Source organism: Thioclava sp. GXIMD4216 (assembly GCF_037949285.1).
GTDB lineage: Bacteria > Pseudomonadota > Alphaproteobacteria > Rhodobacterales > Rhodobacteraceae > Thioclava > Thioclava litoralis.
Genome location: NZ_CP149926.1, coordinates 2,533,501 through 2,553,867 on the forward strand (window position 1 = coordinate 2,533,501; position 20,367 = coordinate 2,553,867).

22 protein-coding genes are annotated in these 20,367 nt (G+C 63.1%); 7 read left to right on the forward strand and 15 right to left on the reverse strand.

Annotation, left to right across the window (positions count from 1 at the left end; translation table 11 throughout):
- Positions 1 to 70: 70 nt before the first annotated feature.
- Both WDB88_RS12330 and WDB88_RS12335 read right to left on the reverse strand, forming a co-directional pair.
- Entirely contained in the window at positions 71 to 1,066 is a 996-nt protein-coding gene (locus WDB88_RS12330; RefSeq protein ID WP_339107968.1) for a hypothetical protein, read from the reverse strand.
- A gap of 14 nt (positions 1,067 to 1,080) precedes the next feature.
- Positions 1,081 to 1,290, reverse strand: coding sequence for a hypothetical protein (locus WDB88_RS12335; protein WP_339107969.1), 210 nt, complete (start codon positions 1,288 to 1,290; stop codon positions 1,081 to 1,083).
- 145 nt (positions 1,291 to 1,435) lie between these two features.
- On the opposite strand from WDB88_RS12335, the gene WDB88_RS12340 reads away from it, so the two are divergent.
- Entirely contained in the window at positions 1,436 to 2,380 is a 945-nt protein-coding gene (locus WDB88_RS12340) for a 1-phosphofructokinase family hexose kinase (RefSeq protein ID WP_339107970.1), read from the forward strand.
- Between the two features lie 81 nt (positions 2,381 to 2,461).
- On the opposite strand, the gene WDB88_RS12345 is transcribed toward WDB88_RS12340, so the two are convergent.
- Positions 2,462 to 4,126, reverse strand: a complete 1,665-nt coding sequence (locus tag WDB88_RS12345) for an NAD+ synthase (RefSeq protein WP_339107971.1) — start codon at positions 4,124 to 4,126, stop codon at positions 2,462 to 2,464.
- A gap of 202 nt (positions 4,127 to 4,328) precedes the next feature.
- Between WDB88_RS12345 and WDB88_RS12350 the strand changes: the two genes are divergently transcribed.
- The 3 genes from WDB88_RS12350 to WDB88_RS12360 all read left to right on the forward strand — a co-directional run bounded on the left by WDB88_RS12350 (position 4,329) and on the right by WDB88_RS12360 (position 8,448).
- Entirely contained in the window at positions 4,329 to 5,837 is a 1,509-nt protein-coding gene (locus tag WDB88_RS12350; RefSeq protein ID WP_339107972.1) for a 2-isopropylmalate synthase, read from the forward strand.
- A 212-nt stretch (positions 5,838 to 6,049) separates the two neighbouring features.
- Positions 6,050 to 7,450, forward strand: a complete 1,401-nt coding sequence (locus tag WDB88_RS12355; RefSeq protein ID WP_339107973.1) for a YcjX family protein — start codon at positions 6,050 to 6,052, stop codon at positions 7,448 to 7,450.
- Positions 7,447 to 8,448, forward strand: coding sequence for a TIGR01620 family protein (locus tag WDB88_RS12360; RefSeq protein ID WP_339107974.1), 1,002 nt, complete (start codon positions 7,447 to 7,449; stop codon positions 8,446 to 8,448). Before WDB88_RS12355 ends, WDB88_RS12360 begins: the two co-directional genes overlap by 4 nt.
- Here the strand turns inward: WDB88_RS12360 and WDB88_RS12365 are convergent.
- From WDB88_RS12365 to ruvC, 6 genes are all read right to left on the reverse strand, one after another.
- Entirely contained in the window at positions 8,445 to 8,831 is a 387-nt protein-coding gene (locus WDB88_RS12365; protein ID WP_339107975.1) for a sugar O-acetyltransferase, read from the reverse strand. The genes WDB88_RS12360 and WDB88_RS12365 overlap by 4 nt on opposite strands.
- A 42-nt stretch (positions 8,832 to 8,873) precedes the next feature.
- The gene (locus WDB88_RS12370) at positions 8,874 to 8,975 is read right to left on the reverse strand and encodes a maltose acetyltransferase domain-containing protein (RefSeq protein ID WP_339107976.1); all 102 of its coding nucleotides are present in this window, start codon (positions 8,973 to 8,975) and stop codon (positions 8,874 to 8,876) included.
- Positions 8,972 to 9,379, reverse strand: coding sequence for a group III truncated hemoglobin (locus tag WDB88_RS12375; RefSeq protein WP_339107977.1), 408 nt, complete (start codon positions 9,377 to 9,379; stop codon positions 8,972 to 8,974). The genes WDB88_RS12370 and WDB88_RS12375 overlap by 4 nt, the downstream gene beginning before the upstream one ends.
- Before the next feature lie 7 nt (positions 9,380 to 9,386).
- Complete coding sequence (gene ruvB / locus WDB88_RS12380) at positions 9,387 to 10,418, reverse strand: Holliday junction branch migration DNA helicase RuvB (RefSeq protein ID WP_339107978.1); 1,032 nt, start codon at positions 10,416 to 10,418, stop codon at positions 9,387 to 9,389.
- A 96-nt stretch (positions 10,419 to 10,514) separates the two neighbouring features.
- Complete coding sequence (gene ruvA / locus WDB88_RS12385; RefSeq protein WP_339107979.1) at positions 10,515 to 11,207, reverse strand: Holliday junction branch migration protein RuvA; 693 nt, start codon at positions 11,205 to 11,207, stop codon at positions 10,515 to 10,517.
- Positions 11,204 to 11,743, reverse strand: a complete 540-nt coding sequence (gene ruvC / locus WDB88_RS12390) for a crossover junction endodeoxyribonuclease RuvC (protein WP_339107980.1) — start codon at positions 11,741 to 11,743, stop codon at positions 11,204 to 11,206. The genes ruvA and ruvC overlap by 4 nt, the downstream gene beginning before the upstream one ends.
- Positions 11,744 to 11,981: 238 nt before the next feature.
- Here ruvC and WDB88_RS12395 point away from each other — a divergent pair, with 238 nt between their 5' ends.
- Positions 11,982 to 12,167, forward strand: coding sequence for a DUF1127 domain-containing protein (locus WDB88_RS12395; protein WP_339107981.1), 186 nt, complete (start codon positions 11,982 to 11,984; stop codon positions 12,165 to 12,167).
- 187 nt (positions 12,168 to 12,354) lie between these two features.
- Here WDB88_RS12395 and WDB88_RS12400 read toward each other — a convergent pair whose 3' ends face one another.
- From WDB88_RS12400 to msrA, 3 genes are all read right to left on the reverse strand, one after another.
- Entirely contained in the window at positions 12,355 to 12,702 is a 348-nt protein-coding gene (locus tag WDB88_RS12400; RefSeq protein ID WP_339107983.1) for a hypothetical protein, read from the reverse strand.
- Between the two features lie 109 nt (positions 12,703 to 12,811).
- Positions 12,812 to 13,681, reverse strand: a complete 870-nt coding sequence (locus WDB88_RS12405) for a 50S ribosomal protein L11 methyltransferase (protein ID WP_339107984.1) — start codon at positions 13,679 to 13,681, stop codon at positions 12,812 to 12,814.
- A 148-nt stretch (positions 13,682 to 13,829) separates the two neighbouring features.
- Positions 13,830 to 14,465 carry a peptide-methionine (S)-S-oxide reductase MsrA gene (gene msrA, locus WDB88_RS12410; protein ID WP_339107985.1) on the reverse strand — a complete coding sequence of 212 codons (636 nt, stop codon included), beginning with the start codon at positions 14,463 to 14,465 and terminating at the stop codon, positions 13,830 to 13,832.
- Between the two features lie 184 nt (positions 14,466 to 14,649).
- Between msrA and truA the strand changes: the two genes are divergently transcribed.
- On the forward strand, positions 14,650 to 15,420 hold the full coding sequence (truA, locus tag WDB88_RS12415; RefSeq protein ID WP_339107986.1) for a tRNA pseudouridine(38-40) synthase TruA: 771 nt from the start codon (positions 14,650 to 14,652) through the stop codon (positions 15,418 to 15,420).
- 140 nt (positions 15,421 to 15,560) lie between these two features.
- Here the strand turns inward: truA and WDB88_RS12420 are convergent, their stop codons facing one another.
- The 3 genes from WDB88_RS12420 to WDB88_RS12430 all read right to left on the reverse strand — a co-directional run bounded on the left by WDB88_RS12420 (position 15,561) and on the right by WDB88_RS12430 (position 19,103).
- The gene (locus WDB88_RS12420; RefSeq protein WP_339107987.1) at positions 15,561 to 17,510 is read right to left on the reverse strand and encodes a nucleoside-diphosphate sugar epimerase/dehydratase; all 1,950 of its coding nucleotides are present in this window, start codon (positions 17,508 to 17,510) and stop codon (positions 15,561 to 15,563) included.
- A gap of 76 nt (positions 17,511 to 17,586) precedes the next feature.
- Complete coding sequence (locus WDB88_RS12425; RefSeq protein WP_339107988.1) at positions 17,587 to 18,192, reverse strand: sugar transferase; 606 nt, start codon at positions 18,190 to 18,192, stop codon at positions 17,587 to 17,589.
- Positions 18,189 to 19,103, reverse strand: a complete 915-nt coding sequence (locus WDB88_RS12430) for an NAD(P)-dependent oxidoreductase (protein WP_339107989.1) — start codon at positions 19,101 to 19,103, stop codon at positions 18,189 to 18,191. Before WDB88_RS12430 ends, WDB88_RS12425 begins: the two co-directional genes overlap by 4 nt.
- Positions 19,104 to 19,295: 192 nt before the next feature.
- Here WDB88_RS12430 and WDB88_RS12435 point away from each other — a divergent pair, with 192 nt between their 5' ends.
- On the forward strand, positions 19,296 to 20,324 hold the full coding sequence (locus WDB88_RS12435) for a polysaccharide biosynthesis/export family protein (RefSeq protein WP_339107990.1): 1,029 nt from the start codon (positions 19,296 to 19,298) through the stop codon (positions 20,322 to 20,324).
- Positions 20,325 to 20,367 lie beyond the last annotated feature (43 nt).

Consider the following 20,367-nt stretch of genomic DNA (forward strand, 5'->3'; position numbering starts at 1 on the left):
AAGGTAAGGGGCCCTTCAGGAGCCAATGCGAAAGGCCCGCCAGTCCGGCGGGCCTTCTTTACGTTTTCTCTCAGGCAGCGTCGGTATCGGTGATATCCATACGCACCAGTGTCTGGTTGAGAAGGATATAGGCAATCTCGCCGAAGGTGACCGGACCGGTGAAATTGCCGGTGCGCTGGCCTTCCAGCTCGCCATAGAGATAGTTGAGGATGCAATTACAGGAATACTGCCCCTCTCCCGCATTGCCCGCGCCATCGGCAAAGGCCTGCGCATAGCTGCCAAGCGCATTGGCCATACGGTATTCCACCCCTTCGACCACCGGCGCGTAGAACTTCACCTCGCCGCTTTGCGTATCGACCGACTGGATCGAGACATTGACCATCGCACCGGAATAATTGGCCACCAGAGGCAGACGGGTATCGATTTTATTGTCTTCGATATATTGCGCGAAATCGACCTGCTGACCGTTCACCTCGGCGGTTACCGCCGAGAACCCGTCTTTCTGGAAGCGGAAGGTCAGGTCTTTCTGGTCGCCTTGCGCAAAGATATTGAGGATATCCAGATCGGCCTTGGCATCCGCCGGCAGGCCCACATGCAGCAGCACCGCTCCTTCGTCATAGCCCTTACCCGTCGCACCATCGAAAATCATCGGGGCCTTCTTGCCCAGATCATCCAGATGCACGCCGGTAATCCAGCCCGCCAGAGGCTGGTTGAACAGGTTGTCATAGGTCTGGCCTTCGACGGCAAAGTTCGAATGCGCCACCGAGAAGGCCGGAATCATGATCATCGTGAACCCATTGGGCTTATAGCCTTCGGCAATGGTGTTCAGCCCGTCGACCCCGACATAGCGCACAGCCACTTCGGCGGCGCGATCGAAGGTTGTGCAGAACAGTTTGTCACGCACCACGGCGCCGCCTTGATCGGTGACAAAATACACCGTCGTCCCGCCGATCCAATTCCCCTTGGGCAACTCGCGCAGAAGCTCTTCCGCCCCGGCGATGACCATCGTGGCACCGTCTTCGATCCGTGCGGCAACATCTGCCACAGTCAGCATTTCATTTTTCATGGGAGGCTCCAGCTTCAGAATTTCGCCATATCGGCAGTAGCAAAGGGATTCTTCGCGACGAAATCACGCAGTTCCCCGATTTTGGCCGCCAGAGCAGCGGGACTTGCGGCAACTTCACGACGCAGCCGCGAGACCATCAGACGGGTCGCCAACGAGGTCGCAGACAAATCGGACTCGGAAGTCAGAACGCGCTTCCAGCGCGGGTCATTCGTATCAGGGATCATAACGTCTCTCCTCAACCTTATGCCGCCATGTAAACCACACACTCTTAAGTTTTGCTTTCGCAAGGTAAGCTCAGCTATGAATCGCCCCATTTCCCAGAGGGTTTTCTTGTTTTAAGGTAAACGCTTCAATCATCAGGAAATTGCCATGACCCCGATCCTGACCGTGACGCTTAACCCCACCGTGGATCTGTCCATCGCCACGGCCCATGTGCAATCCGAACGCAAGCTGCGCTGCACCAACCCTGCCGAAGATCCGGGGGGTGGCGGCATCAATGTCAGCCGCGCGATTGCCGCGATGGGCGGCCAGAGCACGGCCTTTGTCGCGCTTGGCGGGGCAACCGGCACGAAGGTCGCCGCGCTTCTGGCGGCACAAGGCATCGGGCTGGTGCCCTTTGCCGCGCCGGGGGAAACGCGCCAGAGCCTAACGGTCACGGATGAAAGCACCGGCGAGCAATACCGCTTTGTCATGCCGGGGCCGGACTGGTCGGCGGCGGATGTGGGGCAGGTGCTGGAACAGATCGCCCGAGCCATGCCCGAGAGCGGCATTATCGTACTGTCGGGCAGCCAGCCGCCGGGCTTTCCCGAGGACTTTCCCGCCCGCCTTGCCTCGCTGGTTGCACCACATCATGCGCGCGTGTTTCTGGACACCTCCGGCCCTGCCCTGCGCCAGCTTCTGGACGGGCGGCATCAGGCAGCGGATCTGCTGCGGATGGATGATCTGGAGGCCGAAGACCTTGCAGGCCACCCCCTTCCCGCCCGCACGGATACCGCAGATTTCGCACAACACCTGGTGGCCAAGGGCTTGGCCCATGCGGTTTTGATTGCCCGTGGTGCAGAGGGCAATGTGCTGGCAACGGCCAGCCATCGCTGGTTTGCCACAGCGCCAAAGGTGCCGGTCGTGTCGAAAGTCGGCGCGGGCGACAGCTTCGTGGCAGGTTTCACCCTTGCGCTATCTCGCGGGGCCCCCCTGCCCGACGCCCTGAGATATGGTGCCGCAGCCGCAGCGGCCGCTGTGATGACCCCTGCAACGGAGCTTTGCCGTGGCACGGATGTCGAGGCGCTTCTGGATCTGGAGGTATCGGCCCTCTAGCGGCCATCCGCCTGCACCGCGCAGCAGACCCGAAGCGGACAGGGCGCGCAGGCGCGCACCCTATCGCCTGCTGTCCGGCGGCTACTGGCCCGACTGGTCGCGCCAGCGGTTGACCATCGGATAGCGGCGGTCGAGCCAGAAGGCTTTGCGCGTCAGCTTGGTGCCAGGCGCTGACTGGAAGCGTTTCCATTCGGAAATATACAGCAGATGCTCGATCCGCTTGACCGTCTCGCGGTCATGGCCTGCCGCCACAATCTCGGCCACGGATTGATCGCCCTCGACCAGACGTTCAAGGATATCATCCAGCACCGGATAGGGTGGCAGGCTGTCTTCATCCTTCTGGTCAGGGCGCAGCTCTGCCGAGGGCGGCTTGTCGATGATGACGGTCGGGATCACCTCGCCCTCGGGTGCCTTCATCCACGGGCGGTGATTGGCATTGCGCCAGCGGCAGGTCTCGAAGACGCGGGTCTTGTAGAGATCCTTGATCGGGTTATAGCCGCCGTTCATATCGCCATAGATCGTGCAATAGCCCACGGCCATCTCGGATTTATTGCCGGTGGTCAGCAGCATGGCACCGAATTTGTTGGAAATCGCCATCAGGATCGTGCCGCGCAGACGCGACTGGATGTTTTCCTCGGTGACATCGGGGGCCATGCCCTCGAACACATGGGCCAGCGCCTTGGTCACGCCGTCCCGCGCGGGTTCGATATGTACGGTGTCAAGCTTCGTGCCCACGCGCCGCGCCAGCTCTGCCGCATCATCCAGAGACCCTTGGCTGGTGTATTCCGAGGGCAGCATCACGCAATGCACATTCTCGGGGCCGAAAGCATCGGCGGCAATCGTCGCCACAATCGCGGAATCGATCCCGCCCGACAGGCCCAGCACCGCCTTTTTAAACCCCGATTTCGCCAGATAATCATGGGTCGCCATCACCATCGCGCGGTAATCCTGCTCCCAAGCGTCGGGCTGCGGGTCAAAGCGGCCCTCGGCGGCGACCCAGCCCGAAGGCGTCTCGGTAAAGGTGATATGGTCGATGATCTCGTCGAAGGGCGCGAATTGCGCCGCCAGCGAGCGGTCGGCATTCAGAACGAATGTCGCCCCGTCAAACACCTGATCGTCCTGCCCGCCAACCGAATTCAGATAGACGAGCGGCAGGCCGGTTTCCACGACCCGCGCCACCATATGGTTCAGCCGCACCTCATGCTTGCCGCGATGATAGGGCGAGCCATTGGGCACGATCAGGATCTGCGCGCCGGTCTCCATCAGCGTCTCGGCGACATCCGCATGCCATGCATCCTCGCAGATCGGCAGGCCGATACGCGCAGGGCCAATCTGCACGGGGCCGGAGATCGGACCCACATCATAGATACGATGCTCGTCAAAGACCTCCTTATGCGGCAGGTCATGTTTGAGAACCCGCGCCGCAACCTTCCCGCCCTTGAGCACCCAATAGGCGTTATAATGGCCGGTCGCGTCCTGATAGGGCGCGCCGATCCCCAGAGCCGGACCATCGGCCAGACGGGCGGCCAGAGCCTCGATCCGCGCCATGCAATCGGCAATGAAGGCGGGCTTCATCACCAGATCCTGCGTCTGGTAGCCGGTCAGGAACATCTCGGGCAGCGCCACGAAATCGGCCCCTGCGGCACGGCCTTCCTCCCAAGCGGCCACGGCCTTGGCGGCATTGGCATCAAGCGCCCCCACCGTTGGGTTCAGCTGGGCAAGGGTCAGACGGAAGGTCGCGGCCATAGGACAGATCCTCATAAAGTACGGGGGATGGTGTATCGGGAAGCGCGCGCAAGGGGAAGAGCATCGGGAAAGAGTATGGGGCAAAATCACAATGGCTTGCAGGCCGCGCCTGCCCTTGTCTCACCATGCACATCCACGTAGTTTGGGCAGGCCGGTCGGGAAACAGACCACCCGAACGCCTATCTTCAGGAGAGCCGCTTCCATGACCCTGCCCCAGCTTCGCAATCTTGCCCTTGTCATCGCGATCGGTCTTGGCACGGCCAGCGTGGTGGTGGCACAGGAAGAGGCAGGCGATGTCGCCACCAAGGAATATGACGATGGCGGCATCTATACGGGGACATTCCGCAACGGCAAACAGGACGGGCACGGAACATATAGCCTGCCCTCGGGCTATGAATATGAAGGCGCGTGGGTGGCCGGCCAGATTCAGGGCGAGGGTCGGGCGCGGTTTCCCAATGGCTCGGTCTATGAAGGCCAGTTCACCGCCGGAAAGCCCGATGGCACCGGCAAGATCACCTTTATTGACGGTGGCACCTATGAGGGCCAGTGGCAGGCAGGCGAGATTACCGGCGAGGGTGTGGCACGCTATGCCAATGGTACAACCTATAAAGGCCGTTTCAGAAATGCCCGCCATGATGGCAAAGGTGTGCTGACCGGCGAGAACGGCTATCGCTACGAGGGCGACTGGGTCAATGGCGTCAAGGAAGGCACCGGCAAGATCACCTATCCCGATGGTGCCACCTATGAGGGCGGCATGAAGGCGGGCCAGCGCGACGGTCAGGGCACGCTGACCATGGCCGACGGGCTGAGCTATTCGGGCATGTGGAAAGCGGGCCAGATGAATGGCACGGGCCATCTGTCACAGGCCAATGGCGATCTCTATGAAGGCGGCATGGAGAACGGGCGGCGCAATGGTCAGGGCAAGGTGACCTATGCCAATGGCGACGTCTACGAGGGGACTTTCGTCATGGACCGCCGTCAGGGCAAAGGGACCTTTCGCGGGACGGATGGCTATGTCTACTCGGGCGATTGGGTCGAGGGCCGGATCGAGGGTCAGGGCCGCGTGACCTATCCCGACGGGTCAGTCTATGAGGGCGCCTTCGTCAATGATCTGCCCGATGGTCAGGGCAAGATCACCTATCCCGACGGGTCCAGCTATGAGGGCCAATGGGCTGCGGGCCAGATCGAGGGCCGTGGTCGCGCCACCTATGCCAACGGGCTGACCTATGAGGGCGATTTCGTCAATGCCCGCAACGAGGGTCAGGGCCGGATGACCTATCCCGACGGCTATGTCTATGAGGGCGCGTGGAAAGGCGGGCAACGGCAGGGCCAAGGCCGCGCGACCTATGCCGACGGCACGGTCTATGAGGGCAACTTCGAGAACGGCCAGCGCTCGGGCAAGGGCCGCCTGACGATGCCGGACGGGTTTACCTATGAGGGCGACTGGCGCGAGGGCGAGATCGACGGCGAAGGTGTGGCAAGCTATGCCAATGGCGATGTCTACACGGGCCATTTCGCGCAAGGAAAGCGTCAGGGCGCGGGCGTGATGAAATATGCCGACGGGCAGACGGCCTCGGGCAGCTGGTCGGATAACACCCTGACCGAAGCCGGCGGCGAGGCCAAAGCGGTGCCGGCCCAGCCCAGCACCCCCGCCGAGGAGGCCCCCGCCCCCGAAATGGCGGCCCCGTCTGCAAATGGCCTGCCAGACTGAGACTGCCGCTGAGCCTCGGGCTGCGATGGTGCGGGGGGGGGCCGCGCGCTCGGGGGCATCGAACCCCCTCGCACGCGGATGGGCGGCCTGCGGCACGCCCATCAACCGCCCGTCCCGCGCAAGCGCCTAATGGAATGCGGGCCACGACGATTGAACCCCCTCCGGCCTCCTCCTATATCTACGCGAGATCAATCGCATAGGGGTGCGGATTTTTGGGTATCTCCGATCTTGCAGACGGGCTGACGCGGCGGATCGAGGGCTTGGGGTCCTCGGTCAGCGAGAGCCTGTTCGAGCCCGTCATCCGCTTGGGGGTGACCGGCCTGTCGCGTGCGGGCAAGACGGTGTTCATCACCTCGCTGGTGGCCAATCTGCTGGACCGTGGAAAGATGCCCGCGCTGACCGGACAGTCCCGCATTCGGGCCGCCTTTCTGCAGCCCCAGCCCGATGATACCCTGCCGCGTTTCGCCTATGAGAGCCATCTGGCCGATCTGACGGGCCAAGACCCGCATTGGCCCGAGGGCACGGGGGCTGTCTCGCAGTTGCGGCTGAGTTTCCGTGTCGCTCCCAGTGGGATGCTGGCGGGGATGCGGGGGATGCGCACCGTGCATCTGGATATTGTCGACTACCCCGGGGAATGGCTGCTGGATCTGGGACTGATGGAAAAGAGCTACCGACAATGGGCGGATGAGGCCTTTAACCGCCTCGCCATGCGCGGAGGCGATGCCTATCTGGCACTGGCCCGTCAGACCGACCCCGACCAGCGCCATGACGAACCTGTGGCCGATGCTTTGGCACGCAGTTTCACGCAGTATCTACATGCGGCGAAAGCTGCGGGCTTTTCCGATTGCTCGCCGGGGCGGTTCCTTCTGCCCGGAGAAAAGGCCGGATCGCCCGCGCTAACCTTCGCGCCGCTGCCGCCCTCGGAAGCGCCACGCGGGTCTTTGGCCCGCGAGATGGAGCGCCGCTATGACGCCTATAAGCGCGAGATCGTGCGCCCCTTCTTCCGCGACCATTTCGCCCGTATCGACCGGCAGGTGGTTCTGGTGGATGTGCTGAGCGCCATCCATGCGGGGCCTGCCGCCTTGGAGGATCTGCGCCAGACCATGGCCGATATTCTGGGCGCTTTCCGTCCGGGCAGGGCCAGTTGGCTGACCAGCCTGATTGGCGGGCATCGGGTGGAGCGTATCCTCTTTGCCGCAACCAAGGCCGACCATCTGCACCACAGCCAGCACGCGCGGCTGAGCCAGATCATGCAGGCGCTCTTGCGCGAGGCCAAGGACCGCGCCGATTTCGCAGGTGCCAAGACGCAGGCGCTTGCCATTGCCGCCCTGCGCGCCACCACCGAGGCCGAGATCCCCCAAGGCGATAGCCTGCTGCCTGCGGTACGCGGGCGGCTGCCCGACGGGCGGAATGTGGCGCTTTATCCGGGGGAGCTGCCTGAAGACCCCGCGCAGCTTCTGTCGGCCGCACGGCGCGGGCGCGAGGACTGGCTGGCGGGCGATTATTCGATCATGAATTTCGCCCCTGCCCCCTTGGCCCTGCGTCCGGGCGATGGCCCGCCCCATATCCGCCTTGACCGCGCCGCCGAATTCCTGCTGGGAGACCGCCTGTGAGAAAACCCGTGATGATCGAGCTGGACGAGGCTCCGCAAAACCCCGCCGATGCACCGCCGGTAACGGATCTGCCCGAAGCCACCACCGAACAGCTGGAAGGTCGCGCGATGCAGATTGCCGCGCGGCTTGCGGCGCGCCCGCCCTCAAAGATCGGGCGCTTTTTCTGGCGCAGCCTCATCGCGCTGATCGGCTTTCTGGCCTCGGTCGCGGCTTGGCGCTTTGTCGAGGGGCTTTTTGCCGCCAATCCGATCCTTGGCTGGGTCGGTGCGGGGCTGTTGGGGCTGTTCGTGCTGGCGGCCCTTCTGGTCGCCATGCGCGAGATCGCCGCATTCTCGCGGCTGAAACGGCTGGATACGGTGCATCACGAGGTCACCCAAAGCCTGCAGGCCGAGGATCTTGCCCGCGCCCGCAAGGTCTCGGCCCGCGTGTCCTCCATTTACGCCGCGCGGAAGGAAATGGACTGGTCGCGCGCGCGTCTGGCCGAACAGGCACCCGACCAGCTGGATGTGCAGACCCTTCTGGGCCTGACCGAGACGACCCTGATGGAGCCTCTGGACCAAGCCGTGCGTCTGGAGATCGAGGCCGCCTCGCGCACGGTGGCCGCCACCACGGCGCTGGTGCCGCTGGCCTTGGCCGATGTGGGCTCGGCACTGATTGCCAATGTGCGGATGATCCGCCGCATTGCCGAGATTTACGGGGGCCGCGCGGGCAGTCTGGGATCCATCCGGCTGGCGCGGTCGGTGATGACCCATCTGGTGGCCACGGGCGCTGTGGCCGCAGGCGATGACCTGATCGAGACGGTGGCAGGCGGGCATCTGGCCGCGAAACTCTCGCGCCGCTTTGGCGAGGGCGTGGTCAATGGCGCGCTGACCGCCCGCGTCGGCATTGCCGCGATGGAGGTCTGCCGCCCGATGCCCTTCACCGTTTTGCGCAAACCCAAGGTGACCAATATCCTCTCGCGCAGCCTTGCGGGGCTGTTTTCCCGCGAAAAGAGCTAAAGCGGGCGGATCAGGCGCGCGGGATTGCCCGCCACCAGCGCGTTCGGTGCCACGTCGCGGGTCACGACAGCCCCCGCCGCCACAACGGCATTCTCGCCAATGGTCATCCCCGGACAGAGGATTGCCCCGCCCCCGATCCAGACACCATCGTGAATGCGGACCGGCTTCGACATTTCCAGCATCGCGCGACGCGGCGCGGCCTCTAACGGATGGGTCGCGGCAAAGATCTGCACATACGGGCCAATCAGCACCTCCTCGCCAATCCTGACGGGCGCACAATCCAGAATGGTGCAGTTGTAATTCACAAAACTCCGCGCGCCCAAGCGGATATGCTGGCCATAATCGCAGCGGAAGGGCGGCTTGATCTGCGCCCCCTCGCCCAAGCCCCCAACAAAGGCGCAAGCAGCTCGTCACAGGCGTCGGCATCAATCCGTGCTGAACGCCGCCAGCACCATATCCGCCTGCAATTCGGGATCATCAGCGCGATACAGCTCTCCCGCCAGCATCTTCTGTTTCTCGCGTCTCACCGCAGCTTCGGGATACCGCCCGGCAGCTTCTCGCGGTCCACCACACCCGCCCGCAGGCTGGTGCCGATCCGGTGCGCCAGCGCCGACCAGCCAGCCGCCGCCAGCGGGTCCAGCTCGCGCCTGAGCGTATCATCAAACAGCCCCAACCAGACAGGAAACATGCCAGGTCTGACATCTCCGGCCTGCCGATGGGCGCGCATGGGGGACCCGTCATAGCCATCTTCGTGCAGAATGGACCCCTTCCAGAACGCCGCCACCTTGGCCTCATGCTCGGGCCAGTCGGTGACATGGGCGGCAAAGACCGGACCCAGCATGTGGTGGTCGCGCACACGGGCGTAAAAGGCCGCCACAACGCGGTCGATCTCGGGGCCGGTGATCGGGAAACGGGCTAAAGGTTCGGTCATCAGTGCCTCATTCGAACATATCGCTTTGCGCGGGCGGGGCGACCTGCGGCTCGGCCAGCCCCAGATGACGCCACGCACGGTGCCCCAGCATCCGCCCGCGCGGCGTGCGCTGGATCAGCCCCTGCTGCAGAAGGTAGGGCTCGATCACCTCTTCAATCGCATCACGGCTTTCCGACAGCGCCGCCGAAAGCGTCTCTACGCCCACCGGACCACCACCGTAATGTTCCGCCATCAGCATCATGTAACGCCTGTCCGCCCCGTCCAAACCAAGGTTATCCACCCCCAGCCGCGTCAAGGCACCATCGGCAATCTCGCGGGTCAAACGGCCATCGCCCTCGACCAAAGCGAAATCCACCACGCGGCGCAAAAGACGCCCCGCAATCCGCGGCGTGCCACGGGCGCGTTTGGCAATCTCGCGCGTGCCCTCGGGATCGGAGGGGATACCCAACAGCCGCGAGCCCCGCGTCACGATCTGGTCCAGCTCGTCCTCGGTATAGAATTGCAGCCGCGTCGGAATGCCGAAGCGGTCACGCAAAGGCGTGGTCAAAAGACCCAACCGCGTCGTGGCACCAACCAGCGTGAAGGGCTGCAACTCGATCCGAACGGTACGCGCAGCAGGCCCCTCGCCGATCACCAGATCCAGCTCGAAATCCTCCATCGCGGGGTAAAGCACTTCTTCCACCGCCGGATTAAGCCGGTGGATCTCGTCGATAAACAACACATCCCGCGCTTCCAGATTGGTCAGGATCGCCGCCAGATCCCCCGCCTTGGCCAGCACGGGGCCAGAGGTCATCTTGAAATTCACCCCCAACTCGCGCGCCATGATCTGCGCAAGCGTGGTCTTCCCCAAACCGGGCGGGCCATGAAACAACGTATGATCCATCGCCTGCTGACGCATCCTGGCCGAGGCGATAAACACCCGCAAATTGGCCCGCGCCTCGGCTTGGCCGACAAATTCATCAAGCCCCTGCGGCCGCAAAGCGCGATCCGCATCCTCGGGCAGACGGTCGGGGCGTAGGGTGGGATCTGGATCACTCATTTCGTCATTCTCGCGCAACCTCGGAGGTCTGTCCATGGGCGGCCCCGCCGCCCGCGATGCGAAGGGGGCTCAATGCCCGCAAGCATCGCACGCCCCTCAATCTTTCGGGGCCAGAAGACGCAGCGCAAGACGGATCAGCTTGGCGGTATCCACCGCCGCCGGATCCTCCGACGCCTGTGCCACAGCCCCTGCCGCCTCGGTCGGCGAGTAGCCCAGATTGGTCAGCGCTGACAAAGCCTCCGCGGTGAAATTCACCTTGGGCTTGGCCGCAGGCGCAGGGCGCTTGGCCCGAAACCCCGCCTCCGGCGCGGCAGGTTCCACAACCTCCGGATCAGGCCCCAGATCGGGTGCCGCCTCCACCGTCAGATCCCCGCCCATCGCCATAATCGAAGGCGCCTTGTCGCGCAGCTCGTTCACCACCCGCTGGGCAATCTTCGGACCGACACCGGGGGCGGCCTTCACCGCAGACCAATCCCCCAAAGCAATCGAGCGCCCCAAAGCTTCCGGCCCCAAGGTCCCCAAAATCGCCAAAGCCGCTTTCGAGCCGATCCCCTGCACGGAAATCAGCAAACGGTACCACTCTTTCTCCAGCAGGCTTGAAAACCCGAACAGCTGCAACAGATCCTCGCGCACCAGAAGATCGGTATAAAGCGCGCAGGGCTCGCCCACACGCGGCAGGCTCTGGGAGGTCAGCGCGCTGACATGCACCACATAGCCCACGCCGCGCACATCGATCATCACCTGATCCAACCCGCGATGGATGATGGTTCCGGCCAAACGTCCGATCATGACACACTCCTTTTGATCCGCCCGCCCGTTGTGGCGGCCCGGGACAGCTGCGCCGCCGTCATGCGGCGCGCCGATTGCAGATGCAAGGCATGACAGATCGCAATCGCCAAAGCATCCGCCGCATCGGGACTGTCAAAGCTGACCCCCGGAAGCTGGTGCTTCACCATATGCTGCACCTGAACCTTATCGGCATGGCCAACGCCCACAACCGTCTTCTTGACTGCATTGGGGGCATATTCGCCCACCTCCAGCCCCGCCTGCGCCGGAACCAGCAGCGCAATCCCCCGCGCCTGCCCCAGTTTCAGCGTGGCCACCGCGTCCTTATTGACGAAGGTCTGCTCGACGGCGGCGGCTTCGGGGGAATGGATCTCGAAGACCCGCGTCAGCCCCGCATGCAACTCCATCAACCGGCGCGCAAGCGAATCACCCGCCGAATGCAGCGTACCATTGGCCAGATGGCGCAGGCGCGACCCGTCCACCTCAATCACGCCCCAACCGAGATTCCGCAATCCCGGATCGATTCCGATCACCCGCATGGCCTGCCCTTTTACCATTCTTTTACACTTCCTAGCACGAAACAGGAACATCCGGAAGGGCTTGCGCGCCGTAACGCAATAAATGGCAAGAAATAAAGCCTACAAAGAAGGATTCCTGCCATGCAAAAATCGCATGACGGGACTGCCAAAGCTACGTTTGTTTTCGCAAACCGCCCACATTATGTGCATCCTCGTAAGAGAAAAGATCAACAACTAGCACGAAAAGAAAAGGTGACCCATGTCGCTGCAATCCACCAACCGTATCGAACTGCGCACCGTCCGTCCGGGCTTCTTCCAACAGATCATTGATCTGGTCGCAAACTGGAATGACCGCCGCATGACCCGTATCGCACTGTCGAAACTGACCGACCGTGAACTGAACGATATCGGCCTGACCCGCATCGATATCTCGAATATCCGCTGAGAATGGCCGCTCGGGTGCTCCCCCTCCCGCCGGTCGCCAGCGATACAGAAAGACAAGCCGTGCAACGCTGAGTGCACGGCTTTTTTCTTTGTACCACGGTGGAATAGCCCTGCAGGCCATCAGGCACGCCATTGGCAGAACCTGTACAAACACTGTCTGTGAAACAAGCGCCCCGCGCCCGCAATGCTTAGCGCAGAACCTGCGCGAGAAGCCCCGAGAGGTTGCGGCTGATCACATCGGGTTCCATCAGCACCGCCACCGCGGCATCAATCCCCCCATCCATCCGCAAATGCGTCAGACGCAGGGCATAGCCATCGGCCCCCGCCTGCATCATCAACGCGGCCTTGAACAGGAAAAAGCCCAGAAGCAGGAACAGGCTGGCCTGTAGCGGAAAAGCCAAACGGCGATGGACCGGCGGTTTGGCGTGGTCCAGCCGCCCCAGAGCGCCTGCGGCCTCGAACCCGCCACCGGCTTTATGGCGGCGGGCGATACGACCGAGGCGATCCTCGAACTCTTTCGAAACATGCGATGCCACGACGCGCTCCATAACCGGCCAAGCGGCGCTGTGCCGCTAAGTCAGTTATGAAGATTGTGTTAAAGCATTGCGAGCATTTTTAGAGAAATGCGCCTTAAATTCTTGGCAATTAGCTCTTCTTCAGAACCAATGTCGTCCAGTCGCCATGTTCGTTTCGATGCTGCAAACCGAAGCCCTCGGCCTCATAGGCCGCGATCACATCATCGGCTTGTTCATGCAGGATACCACTCAGGATGGCATAGCCCGATTCGGCACAGCTCCGCCCCATATCGGGTGCCAGAGCCAGAAGCGGCCCTTTGAGGATATTGGCGAAGATCAGGTCGAAAGGGGCCGCCTGCGCCAAGCTCGGATTGCCGAAACCAGCCGCCTCTAGGCAGACCACCCGTCCGGCAAGATCATTGCTGTCGACATTGGCCTGCGCCGTTTCGACCGCGATCGGGTCGATATCAGAGGCCAGAACCGTCTCCGGCCAGATCTTGGCAGCCGCCATAGCCAGCACCGCTGTGCCGCAGCCGATATCAACGGTGTTCTTGGCATGGAACCCCGCCTTTTCCAGCGCATCCAGCGCCAGCAGGCAGCCCAGCGTCGTGCCATGATGGCCCGTGCCGAAGGCCATCGCCGCATCGATCTTCAGGGCAATCGCCTCCGCGGGCACCTTATCGGCATCATGGCTGCCATAGACGAAGAACCGTCCCGCCGCGACCGGCGCAAGCTCGCGGCGCACATGCGCCACCCAGTCCTGATCGGGCAATTCGGAAACCGCGAAATCCTGCGCGCCATGCACAGCCGCCAGAATGGCCAGCGCGACCTCGTTGGGTTTTTCAGTGAAATAGGCCCCGATCTCGTAGCGGCCCGACCCGTCCTCGATCTCGAAAACCCCTGTCCCATAGGGCGCGGGATCGATCTCGGCCACATGCGCCTCAAGTGCATCGGCCTCGGCACGGTCGGCCAGCGTGGTGAAAGCGGTATATGTCGGCATGGCTGTCTCCTTTCGACCCCTTGCGGGTTTTGTCCTGCTTTGGCGGGGTTTGCGGCCTCCGTCAAGCGCAGGCTCCGCAGGGCCCGCACGAAAGCGCCAAAGAAAAAGGGCGCCCGCGCGCCCCTCCCGTTGCGATCCTATGGCCGGATCAGACCGCCAGACCGATCGGGCAACTGACACCGGTGCCGCCAATGCCACAATAGCCGCGCGGATTCTTGGCCAGATATTGCTGGTGGTAGCCCTCGGCATAGAAGAAGGACGGCGCGGGATAGATTTCTGTGGTGATCGCGCCATAGCCCGCTTTGGCAAGGCGCGCGGCATAAACCGTGCGGCTCTCTTCGGCGGCCTGCGCCTGTTCGTTCGAGAACGTATAGATCCCCGACCGGTATTGCGTGCCACGGTCATTGCCCTGCCGCATCCCCTGCGTCGGATCATGCCCCTCCCAGAACACCCGCAGCAGCTCTTCATAGGAAATCTTGTCCGGATCGAAGATCAGCCGCACGACCTCGTTATGGCCGGTCATGCCGGTGCAGACCTCGTCATAGGTCGGGTTGGGCGTATGGCCGCCCGCATAGCCGACCATCGTCAACCAGACACCGTCCAACTGCCAGAACAGACGCTCGACTCCCCAGAAACACCCCATCCCGAACATGGCGACTTTCATCCCCTCGGGGCGCTGCGCTTCGAGATTGCGGCCCGTGAGGAAATGCGGCTCGGTGACCGGCATCGGCATCTCCCGACCGGGCAGGGCCTCGTTGACGGATGGTATGCGGCTAAGCTTCATGTCTGGTTCCTCCCCTTCTGGTCGCGCTGCAAAGATAGGCATCCTCCCCCCATTTGCCAGCCCTAGCTCACAGTAAGGTTAGCACGCAACGCAACGTCGGGCCAGCTTCCGCCATATCGGTCAAACCGCGCCCAGACCATCACGGCGCTTGCAAGGGCACGCGGGCCTCGCTAGGGAAAGCGCCATGCCCAGATATGCACTCAAGATCGAATATGACGGAAAGCCCTTCGCGGGCTGGCAACGACAGGCCGACCAGCCTTCGGTGCAAGGCACCATCGAGGCCGCGCTGGCCAAGCTGGAAAAGCGCGACCATACCATCGCCGCCGCAGGGCGCACCGATGCGGGCGTGCATGGCACGGCGCAGGTGGCGACCTTCGATCTGGAGAAGGACTGGGACCCTTTCCGCCTGTCCGAGGCGCTGAATTTCCATATGAAACCCGCACCTGTGGCCATCCTCAAGGCCGCGCGGGTGGCGGATGATTTCCACGCCCGTTTCAGTGCAATCGAACGGCGCTATCTCTTCCGGCTGGTGGTGCGCCGTGCGCCGATGACCCATGAGGCGGGTCAGGTCTGGCGCGTGCTGAACCCGCTGGATCTGGAGGCCATGCGCGAGGGCGCCTCCCATCTGATCGGCCTGCATGATTTCACCACCTTCCGCAGCTCGATCTGTCAGGCGAAATCTCCGGTGAAAACCATCGACGAGATCACCATCGAGGAAATCGCCATCCCCCACGGGCAGGAGTTCCGCTTTTTCCTGCGCGCCCGCAGCTTCCTGCATAATCAGGTGCGCTCGATTGTCGGGACATTGGAAAAGGTCGGCAGCGGCGCATGGGAGCCTTCGCGTGTGAAAGAGGCGCTGGAGGCCTGCGACCGCGCGGCCTGCGGGCCGGTCTGCCCGCCGCAGGGGCTGTATCTGTGCGGCGTAGGCTATCCGCAGGACCCGTTCGAGGATTAACCACACGCCGCCCGGGCTCTGACCTGTTCGAGGGCCCGCGCAGGCGGAATGCCTGCTGGCTCAAGAGGAACGAGGGACCGCATCCCGGCAGGTTTCACGCTATCACGCCAGTCCGGTTCGCGCTCGGTCGCATCCGGCGATTACTCCGCAGGCGTATCGCCCGAGCGCTCCTGACGCTTGTCGCGAAGCTGGCGTGCCAAGCGGAGCTGTAGCGCATCCTCGGGCAGGCTGCGCGGAACATAATCGGGCACCGCCTTCAGGATCACCTCCAGCACAGCCGCCGTATCGCCCATATCCACCGCATCGCGCAAATCGCGCAGGGCGGCGGCCATTTCCAGCTCCGAGAGCATATCCTCGCGCACACGGATAATCTTGGGGTGGTCGGTGGTCTGCGCACCTTTGCGCACCATCAACTCCTCATGCAGCTTTTCGCCCGGACGCAGGCCGGTAAAGGTGATCTCGATATCGCCTTCGGGATTGTCCTCGCTGCGCACGCTGAACCCCGCCGCATTGATCAGCTTGCCCGCCAGATCGACAATCTTCATCGGACGGCCCATATCCAGCACATAGACCTCGCCCCCTTCGGCAAAGGCCCCCGCCGCCAGCACCAGACGGGCCGCCTCGGGGATGGTCATGAAATACCGTGTCATACGCGGGTCGGTCACCGTCACCGGCCCGCCCCGTGCGATCTGCTCCTTGAACAGCGGAATGACCGAGCCAGACGACCCCATCACATTGCCGAAGCGCACGATGGAATAGATCGTGCCCTGCGACCGTCCGGCCAGATCCTGCACCGTCAGCTCGGCAAACCGCTTGGATGCCCCCATCAGGTTGCTGGGCCGCACCGCCTTGTCGGTAGAGACCAGAACAAAACGCCGCACCCCGCAATCGCGCGCGGCCCGTGCCAGCACCGCCGTCCCCAGCGCGTTATTCGAGATCCCGACCCGCGCATTGCCTTCCACCAGCGGCACATGCTTGTAGGCGGCGGCATGCAGCACGACCTCCACCCCATAGCGCGACAGCGTCTCGGTCACATGCACGGAATCACAGACGGACCCCAGCACCGGCACGATCTCGCAGCCGATCGCCTCGCCCAGAACCCGCATCTCGGCCTCGGCCAGATAAAGCGCGTATTCCGATAGCTCGAACAGCACCAGCTTGGCAGGGCGGCTGGTCATCACCTGACGGCAGAGTTCGATCCCGATCGACCCGCCCGCGCCGGAAATCATCACCGTGCGCCCCCGATAGGCGGTATGGCTGTTGCTGATCTTCTTTTCCAGATTCTCGCGCGGCAAAAGCGCCGCCGTCCCGGCGGGCATCAGCTTGTTCAGAAGGTTGGTCTCGCCACTCAGACGGGCGAATGCCGGCAGGGTCTCGACATCAACCCCGAACCGCGCCAGACGCTTGGAGATAAAGGTCTGCTTCTGCACCGACACCGACGGCATCGCCAGAATGACCTTGTTGATCTTGTAACGGTCCAGCACGCGGTCGGCATGCACCCCCGAAAAGATCGGCACACCATTGAGGTTCATCCCGTCCAGCGTGCCATTATCGTCAAGAAACGCATAGACCATCATGCCGGGACGGTTGCGCAGCTCATGCGCAAGCGCCATGCCGGTGCGCCCGGCCCCGTAGATGGCGATGCGACTGACCACATTGGATTGGCGGTAGATCTGCACCAGCAGATAATACAGCCCCTGCCGCATCCCCAGCGTGCCGATAAAATGGGTGATGGCAAAGAGGATATGCAGCCGCAACCCGCTATCGGCATGGGAAATCAGCGACAGCAGATAGGAACTGACCCCGAGTGCGGCAGAAATGGCGAGGCTGCGCAGCACCGCCTCGCCGTCATAATCCTTGAGCTTGCGGTTGAACATGCCCAGCACAGAACCAAGCCCCACACTGACCATCAGCAGGAAAGGCAGATAGATCAGCGTCAGCTTGAAAGTCACGGCCGCCTGATCGACACCAAAGCGCAGCAGCAGCGCGACCCAGAAGGTCAGCGGGACCATCAGCAGATCGATCACTGCCAGAATGCAGAATTTAGTCTTTTGATCCAGCGCCACGAGGCGCCGAGTGAAAGAAGCCATGCTTGTCTCAGGGTCGCTTTGTGGTAATTTCTACCAATAGCCCTGCCTTTGCACAACAATGTAAGACACGCAGAGGTTAGCTCAACACTTTTTTGATGGTGTCCCATACCAGTTTTGCATCAAAACAGACAGATTGATGGCGCTGATACATCAGATCGAGCCTGGCTTTGGCCGGAATGCAGGTCTCGCAATAGACACGGTCGGTCTGTTCCGGCGTATCACATTGCGCCAGCAGCCATTCTTCGTGACGATGATAATAGAGCGAGGCCAGCCCCGTCGCACCGGGGCGCGATTTGAGAACCTCGCCATAGAGTTCGGGGAACCGCTCCACATATTCCCGCAAGGGCGCACGTGGCCCGACGAAACTGAGATCGCCCTTCAGGATATTCCACAGTTGCGGCAACTCGTCGCCACGGGTCTTGCGCAGGATACGCCCGATGCGCGTCACCCGCGCCGCCTTGTTCCCGCCCGAGACCCCGCTATCGGCGGCGACCACGCTCATGGTGCGGAATTTCCACAGCCGGAAACTCTGCGTGGGAGTTTTCATCCGCTCGGCAACGTAGAAATAGGGGCGCCCCTCGGTGAAAGCCAGCGTCACCAGCACCACAAGGATCAGGGTCAGCAGGATGGGTGCCAGACACAGCGCCAGCCCCAGATCGAAAAGACGTTTGCCAAAGGTCATGACAGTTCTCCGCGCAGTTGGATCACCTCGCCCACCAGACGGTCGGCACGCACGGGCCGCTCGGGGACCAGCCCCAAAGCCAGAGCCCGCGACACATCCAGCTCGACCCGCGCGATCGCCGTGTCGGGGGCCGGACGGGTCTGATAGGAAATCCCGGCTGCGGCCAGCAGGGCCGCCATATCGACCACGCCCGCCTCGGCCAGATTGATCACCTGCGGCACGGAGGCCCCTGCCGCCATGAAACGCGCCAGCCGCAAAATGGCCTGCGCCAGCGTCACGGGGCCGATATAGCTGCGCAAAGGCCCGTGCAGGGCCTCCCCTTCTGCGAAGACATCCAGCACCCGACCGCCTTCCGGCGCGGCATGCCCCAACAGCGCGTCCGCCCCTGCAACATTGCCGATACGCAGGCAACAGCAGGCCGGATAGTCCTGCGCCATCCGTTCCATCGCCTGCTTGGCGCGCCCGTATTCCGAGATCGGAGCCAGTGGCGCGGCCTCCGGAAAAGGCCGTCCGGCCAGCGGCGCCTCGGTGGACGGGCGCCCATAGACCGAAGCCGACGAGGCCAGAATGACAGGCTTGCCCGCCTGTTGGGCCGCCGCACAAAAAGCCTGCGCCAAGGTGACATTCAGCGCCATATCCTCGGCAGATCCTGCCGTCACACCGGCCAGCCCCAGCACCACATCGGCAGCCCCGACCGCCCGTTGCAGGGCGTCCGGCTCGGCCAGCGGGTCAAAGACCACATCGCCGCCCCGCCCTTCACGACGGGCCTGCACCACCAGCTCGACCGCCGCAGCCTGCCCGAATTCCGTCCGCCGCCAGACCGGAACCAGCACCCGACCCAGTCGGCCTGTCGCACCGATGGCCAAAAGCCGGAGCGGGCGTTGAGAAAGCGGGGCTCGTGTCAGTGCCAACTTGTAAATCCCTTTCAGAAAGGCCATTAAAGGCCATGCTCGCCTCTAGCGATTGAAGTCTGCCAAAGCCTTAGCATCCGCCAAGACGATGCGAAACGGGGGAACTGTATGAGTTCGAAAAGTCGTCGCGCTGTAATCATGGTTACAGCCCTCTTTGCCCTTGGTGCCTGCTCGCTCCCAAGAGGCGCTGCGATGCGTTCGGAAATCCTGAAGAACGAAGACAGCGCGAACGCGCAATTTGCCCATTATGCCATTGACCGCGCCCATCTGGCGCAGATCCAGAGCTGGCCTGCCGGTGCCCATGCGCTGCCGCCACGGGCATGGCTGCGCGGCGGTGCCAGCGCACAGGCCGGCACGTTGAGCGCGGGCGACATGGTCGGGCTGGCCGTCTGGGAAAACGGCGACAACAAGCTGCTGACCTCGGAAGGCGCGCCTTCGGTGGCGCTTCAGGCCACACAGATCAATGATGACGGCACGCTCTTCGTCCCCTATGCCGGACCGGTGCATGTGGCCGGCCTGTCCATCGAAACCGCGCGCCAGCGGGTGCAGGATGCGCTGACCGCCCTGCTGCCTGCCGCGCAGGTCCAGCTCTCGCGCCAGCCGGGGATGCGCAATACCGCCGATCTGGTCAGCGGCGTTGCCTCGCCCCGCTCGATCGACCTGTCCCAACGCCCGATGACCGTGCTGAGCGCGATCACCGAAGGGGGCGGCGTATCGACCGCGCTGAAAAACCCGCAAGTGCGGCTGATGCGCGGCAAGACGGTCTACGAGATCTCGATGAAACGGCTGACGGATGATCCGACGCTCGATACCGGCATCCGTCGCGGCGACAAGCTGATCATCACCGAAGATCCGCGCTACTTCCTGTCGCTCGGGGCGGCAGGCCGCGAGGAAATCGTGCCCTTCCCGCGCGACAAGGTGACAGCCCTCGAGGCCATCACCCTTGCAGGCGGGGTCAATGACAGCCGCGCCGACCCCAAGGGCATCCTGATCCTGCGCGAATATCCGTCAACGGCTGTCGGCCCCAATGGTCCGACCCATACGCGGGTGATCTTCTCGATCGATCTGACCACGACCGACGGCCTCTTCTCGGCGCAGAACTTCTATCTGCAGCCGCAAGATGTCGTGCTGGCCACCGAAAGCCCCGTCGTCAAGGCCCAGACGCTGTTCGGCCTGTTCAATACGACGGTCTCCTCGGCCTATCGCGTCTCGAACCTCTAAACGCCCGCAAACCGTCCGGTCATGTATCGGTCTGGGGTATCTG

What these genes read in the sequence shown, in the direction of transcription:
- ruvB (WP_339107978.1), bottom strand. Translation starts at nt 10,418, where the DNA reads ATGAGTGATCCAGATCCCACCCTACGCCCCGACCGTCTGCCCGAGGAT.
- WDB88_RS12345 (WP_339107971.1), bottom strand. Translation starts at nt 4,126, where the DNA reads ATGGCCGCGACCTTCCGTCTGACCCTTGCCCAGCTGAACCCAACGGTG.
- WDB88_RS12375 (WP_339107977.1), bottom strand. Translation starts at nt 9,379, where the DNA reads ATGACCGAACCTTTAGCCCGTTTCCCGATCACCGGCCCCGAGATCGAC.
- ruvA (WP_339107979.1), bottom strand. Translation starts at nt 11,207, where the DNA reads ATGATCGGACGTTTGGCCGGAACCATCATCCATCGCGGGTTGGATCAG.
- WDB88_RS12425 (WP_339107988.1), bottom strand. Translation starts at nt 18,192, where the DNA reads ATGACCTTTGGCAAACGTCTTTTCGATCTGGGGCTGGCGCTGTGTCTG.
- WDB88_RS12395 (WP_339107981.1), top strand. Translation starts at nt 11,982, where the DNA reads ATGTCGCTGCAATCCACCAACCGTATCGAACTGCGCACCGTCCGTCCG.
- WDB88_RS12405 (WP_339107984.1), bottom strand. Translation starts at nt 13,681, where the DNA reads ATGCCGACATATACCGCTTTCACCACGCTGGCCGACCGTGCCGAGGCC.
- msrA (WP_339107985.1), bottom strand. Translation starts at nt 14,465, where the DNA reads ATGAAGCTTAGCCGCATACCATCCGTCAACGAGGCCCTGCCCGGTCGG.
- truA (WP_339107986.1), top strand. Translation starts at nt 14,650, where the DNA reads ATGCCCAGATATGCACTCAAGATCGAATATGACGGAAAGCCCTTCGCG.
- WDB88_RS12330 (WP_339107968.1), bottom strand. Translation starts at nt 1,066, where the DNA reads ATGAAAAATGAAATGCTGACTGTGGCAGATGTTGCCGCACGGATCGAA.
- WDB88_RS12420 (WP_339107987.1), bottom strand. Translation starts at nt 17,510, where the DNA reads ATGGCTTCTTTCACTCGGCGCCTCGTGGCGCTGGATCAAAAGACTAAA.
- WDB88_RS12335 (WP_339107969.1), bottom strand. Translation starts at nt 1,290, where the DNA reads ATGATCCCTGATACGAATGACCCGCGCTGGAAGCGCGTTCTGACTTCC.
- ruvC (WP_339107980.1), bottom strand. Translation starts at nt 11,743, where the DNA reads ATGCGGGTGATCGGAATCGATCCGGGATTGCGGAATCTCGGTTGGGGC.
- WDB88_RS12435 (WP_339107990.1), top strand. Translation starts at nt 19,296, where the DNA reads ATGCGTTCGGAAATCCTGAAGAACGAAGACAGCGCGAACGCGCAATTT.
- WDB88_RS12340 (WP_339107970.1), top strand. Translation starts at nt 1,436, where the DNA reads ATGACCCCGATCCTGACCGTGACGCTTAACCCCACCGTGGATCTGTCC.
- WDB88_RS12350 (WP_339107972.1), top strand. Translation starts at nt 4,329, where the DNA reads ATGACCCTGCCCCAGCTTCGCAATCTTGCCCTTGTCATCGCGATCGGT.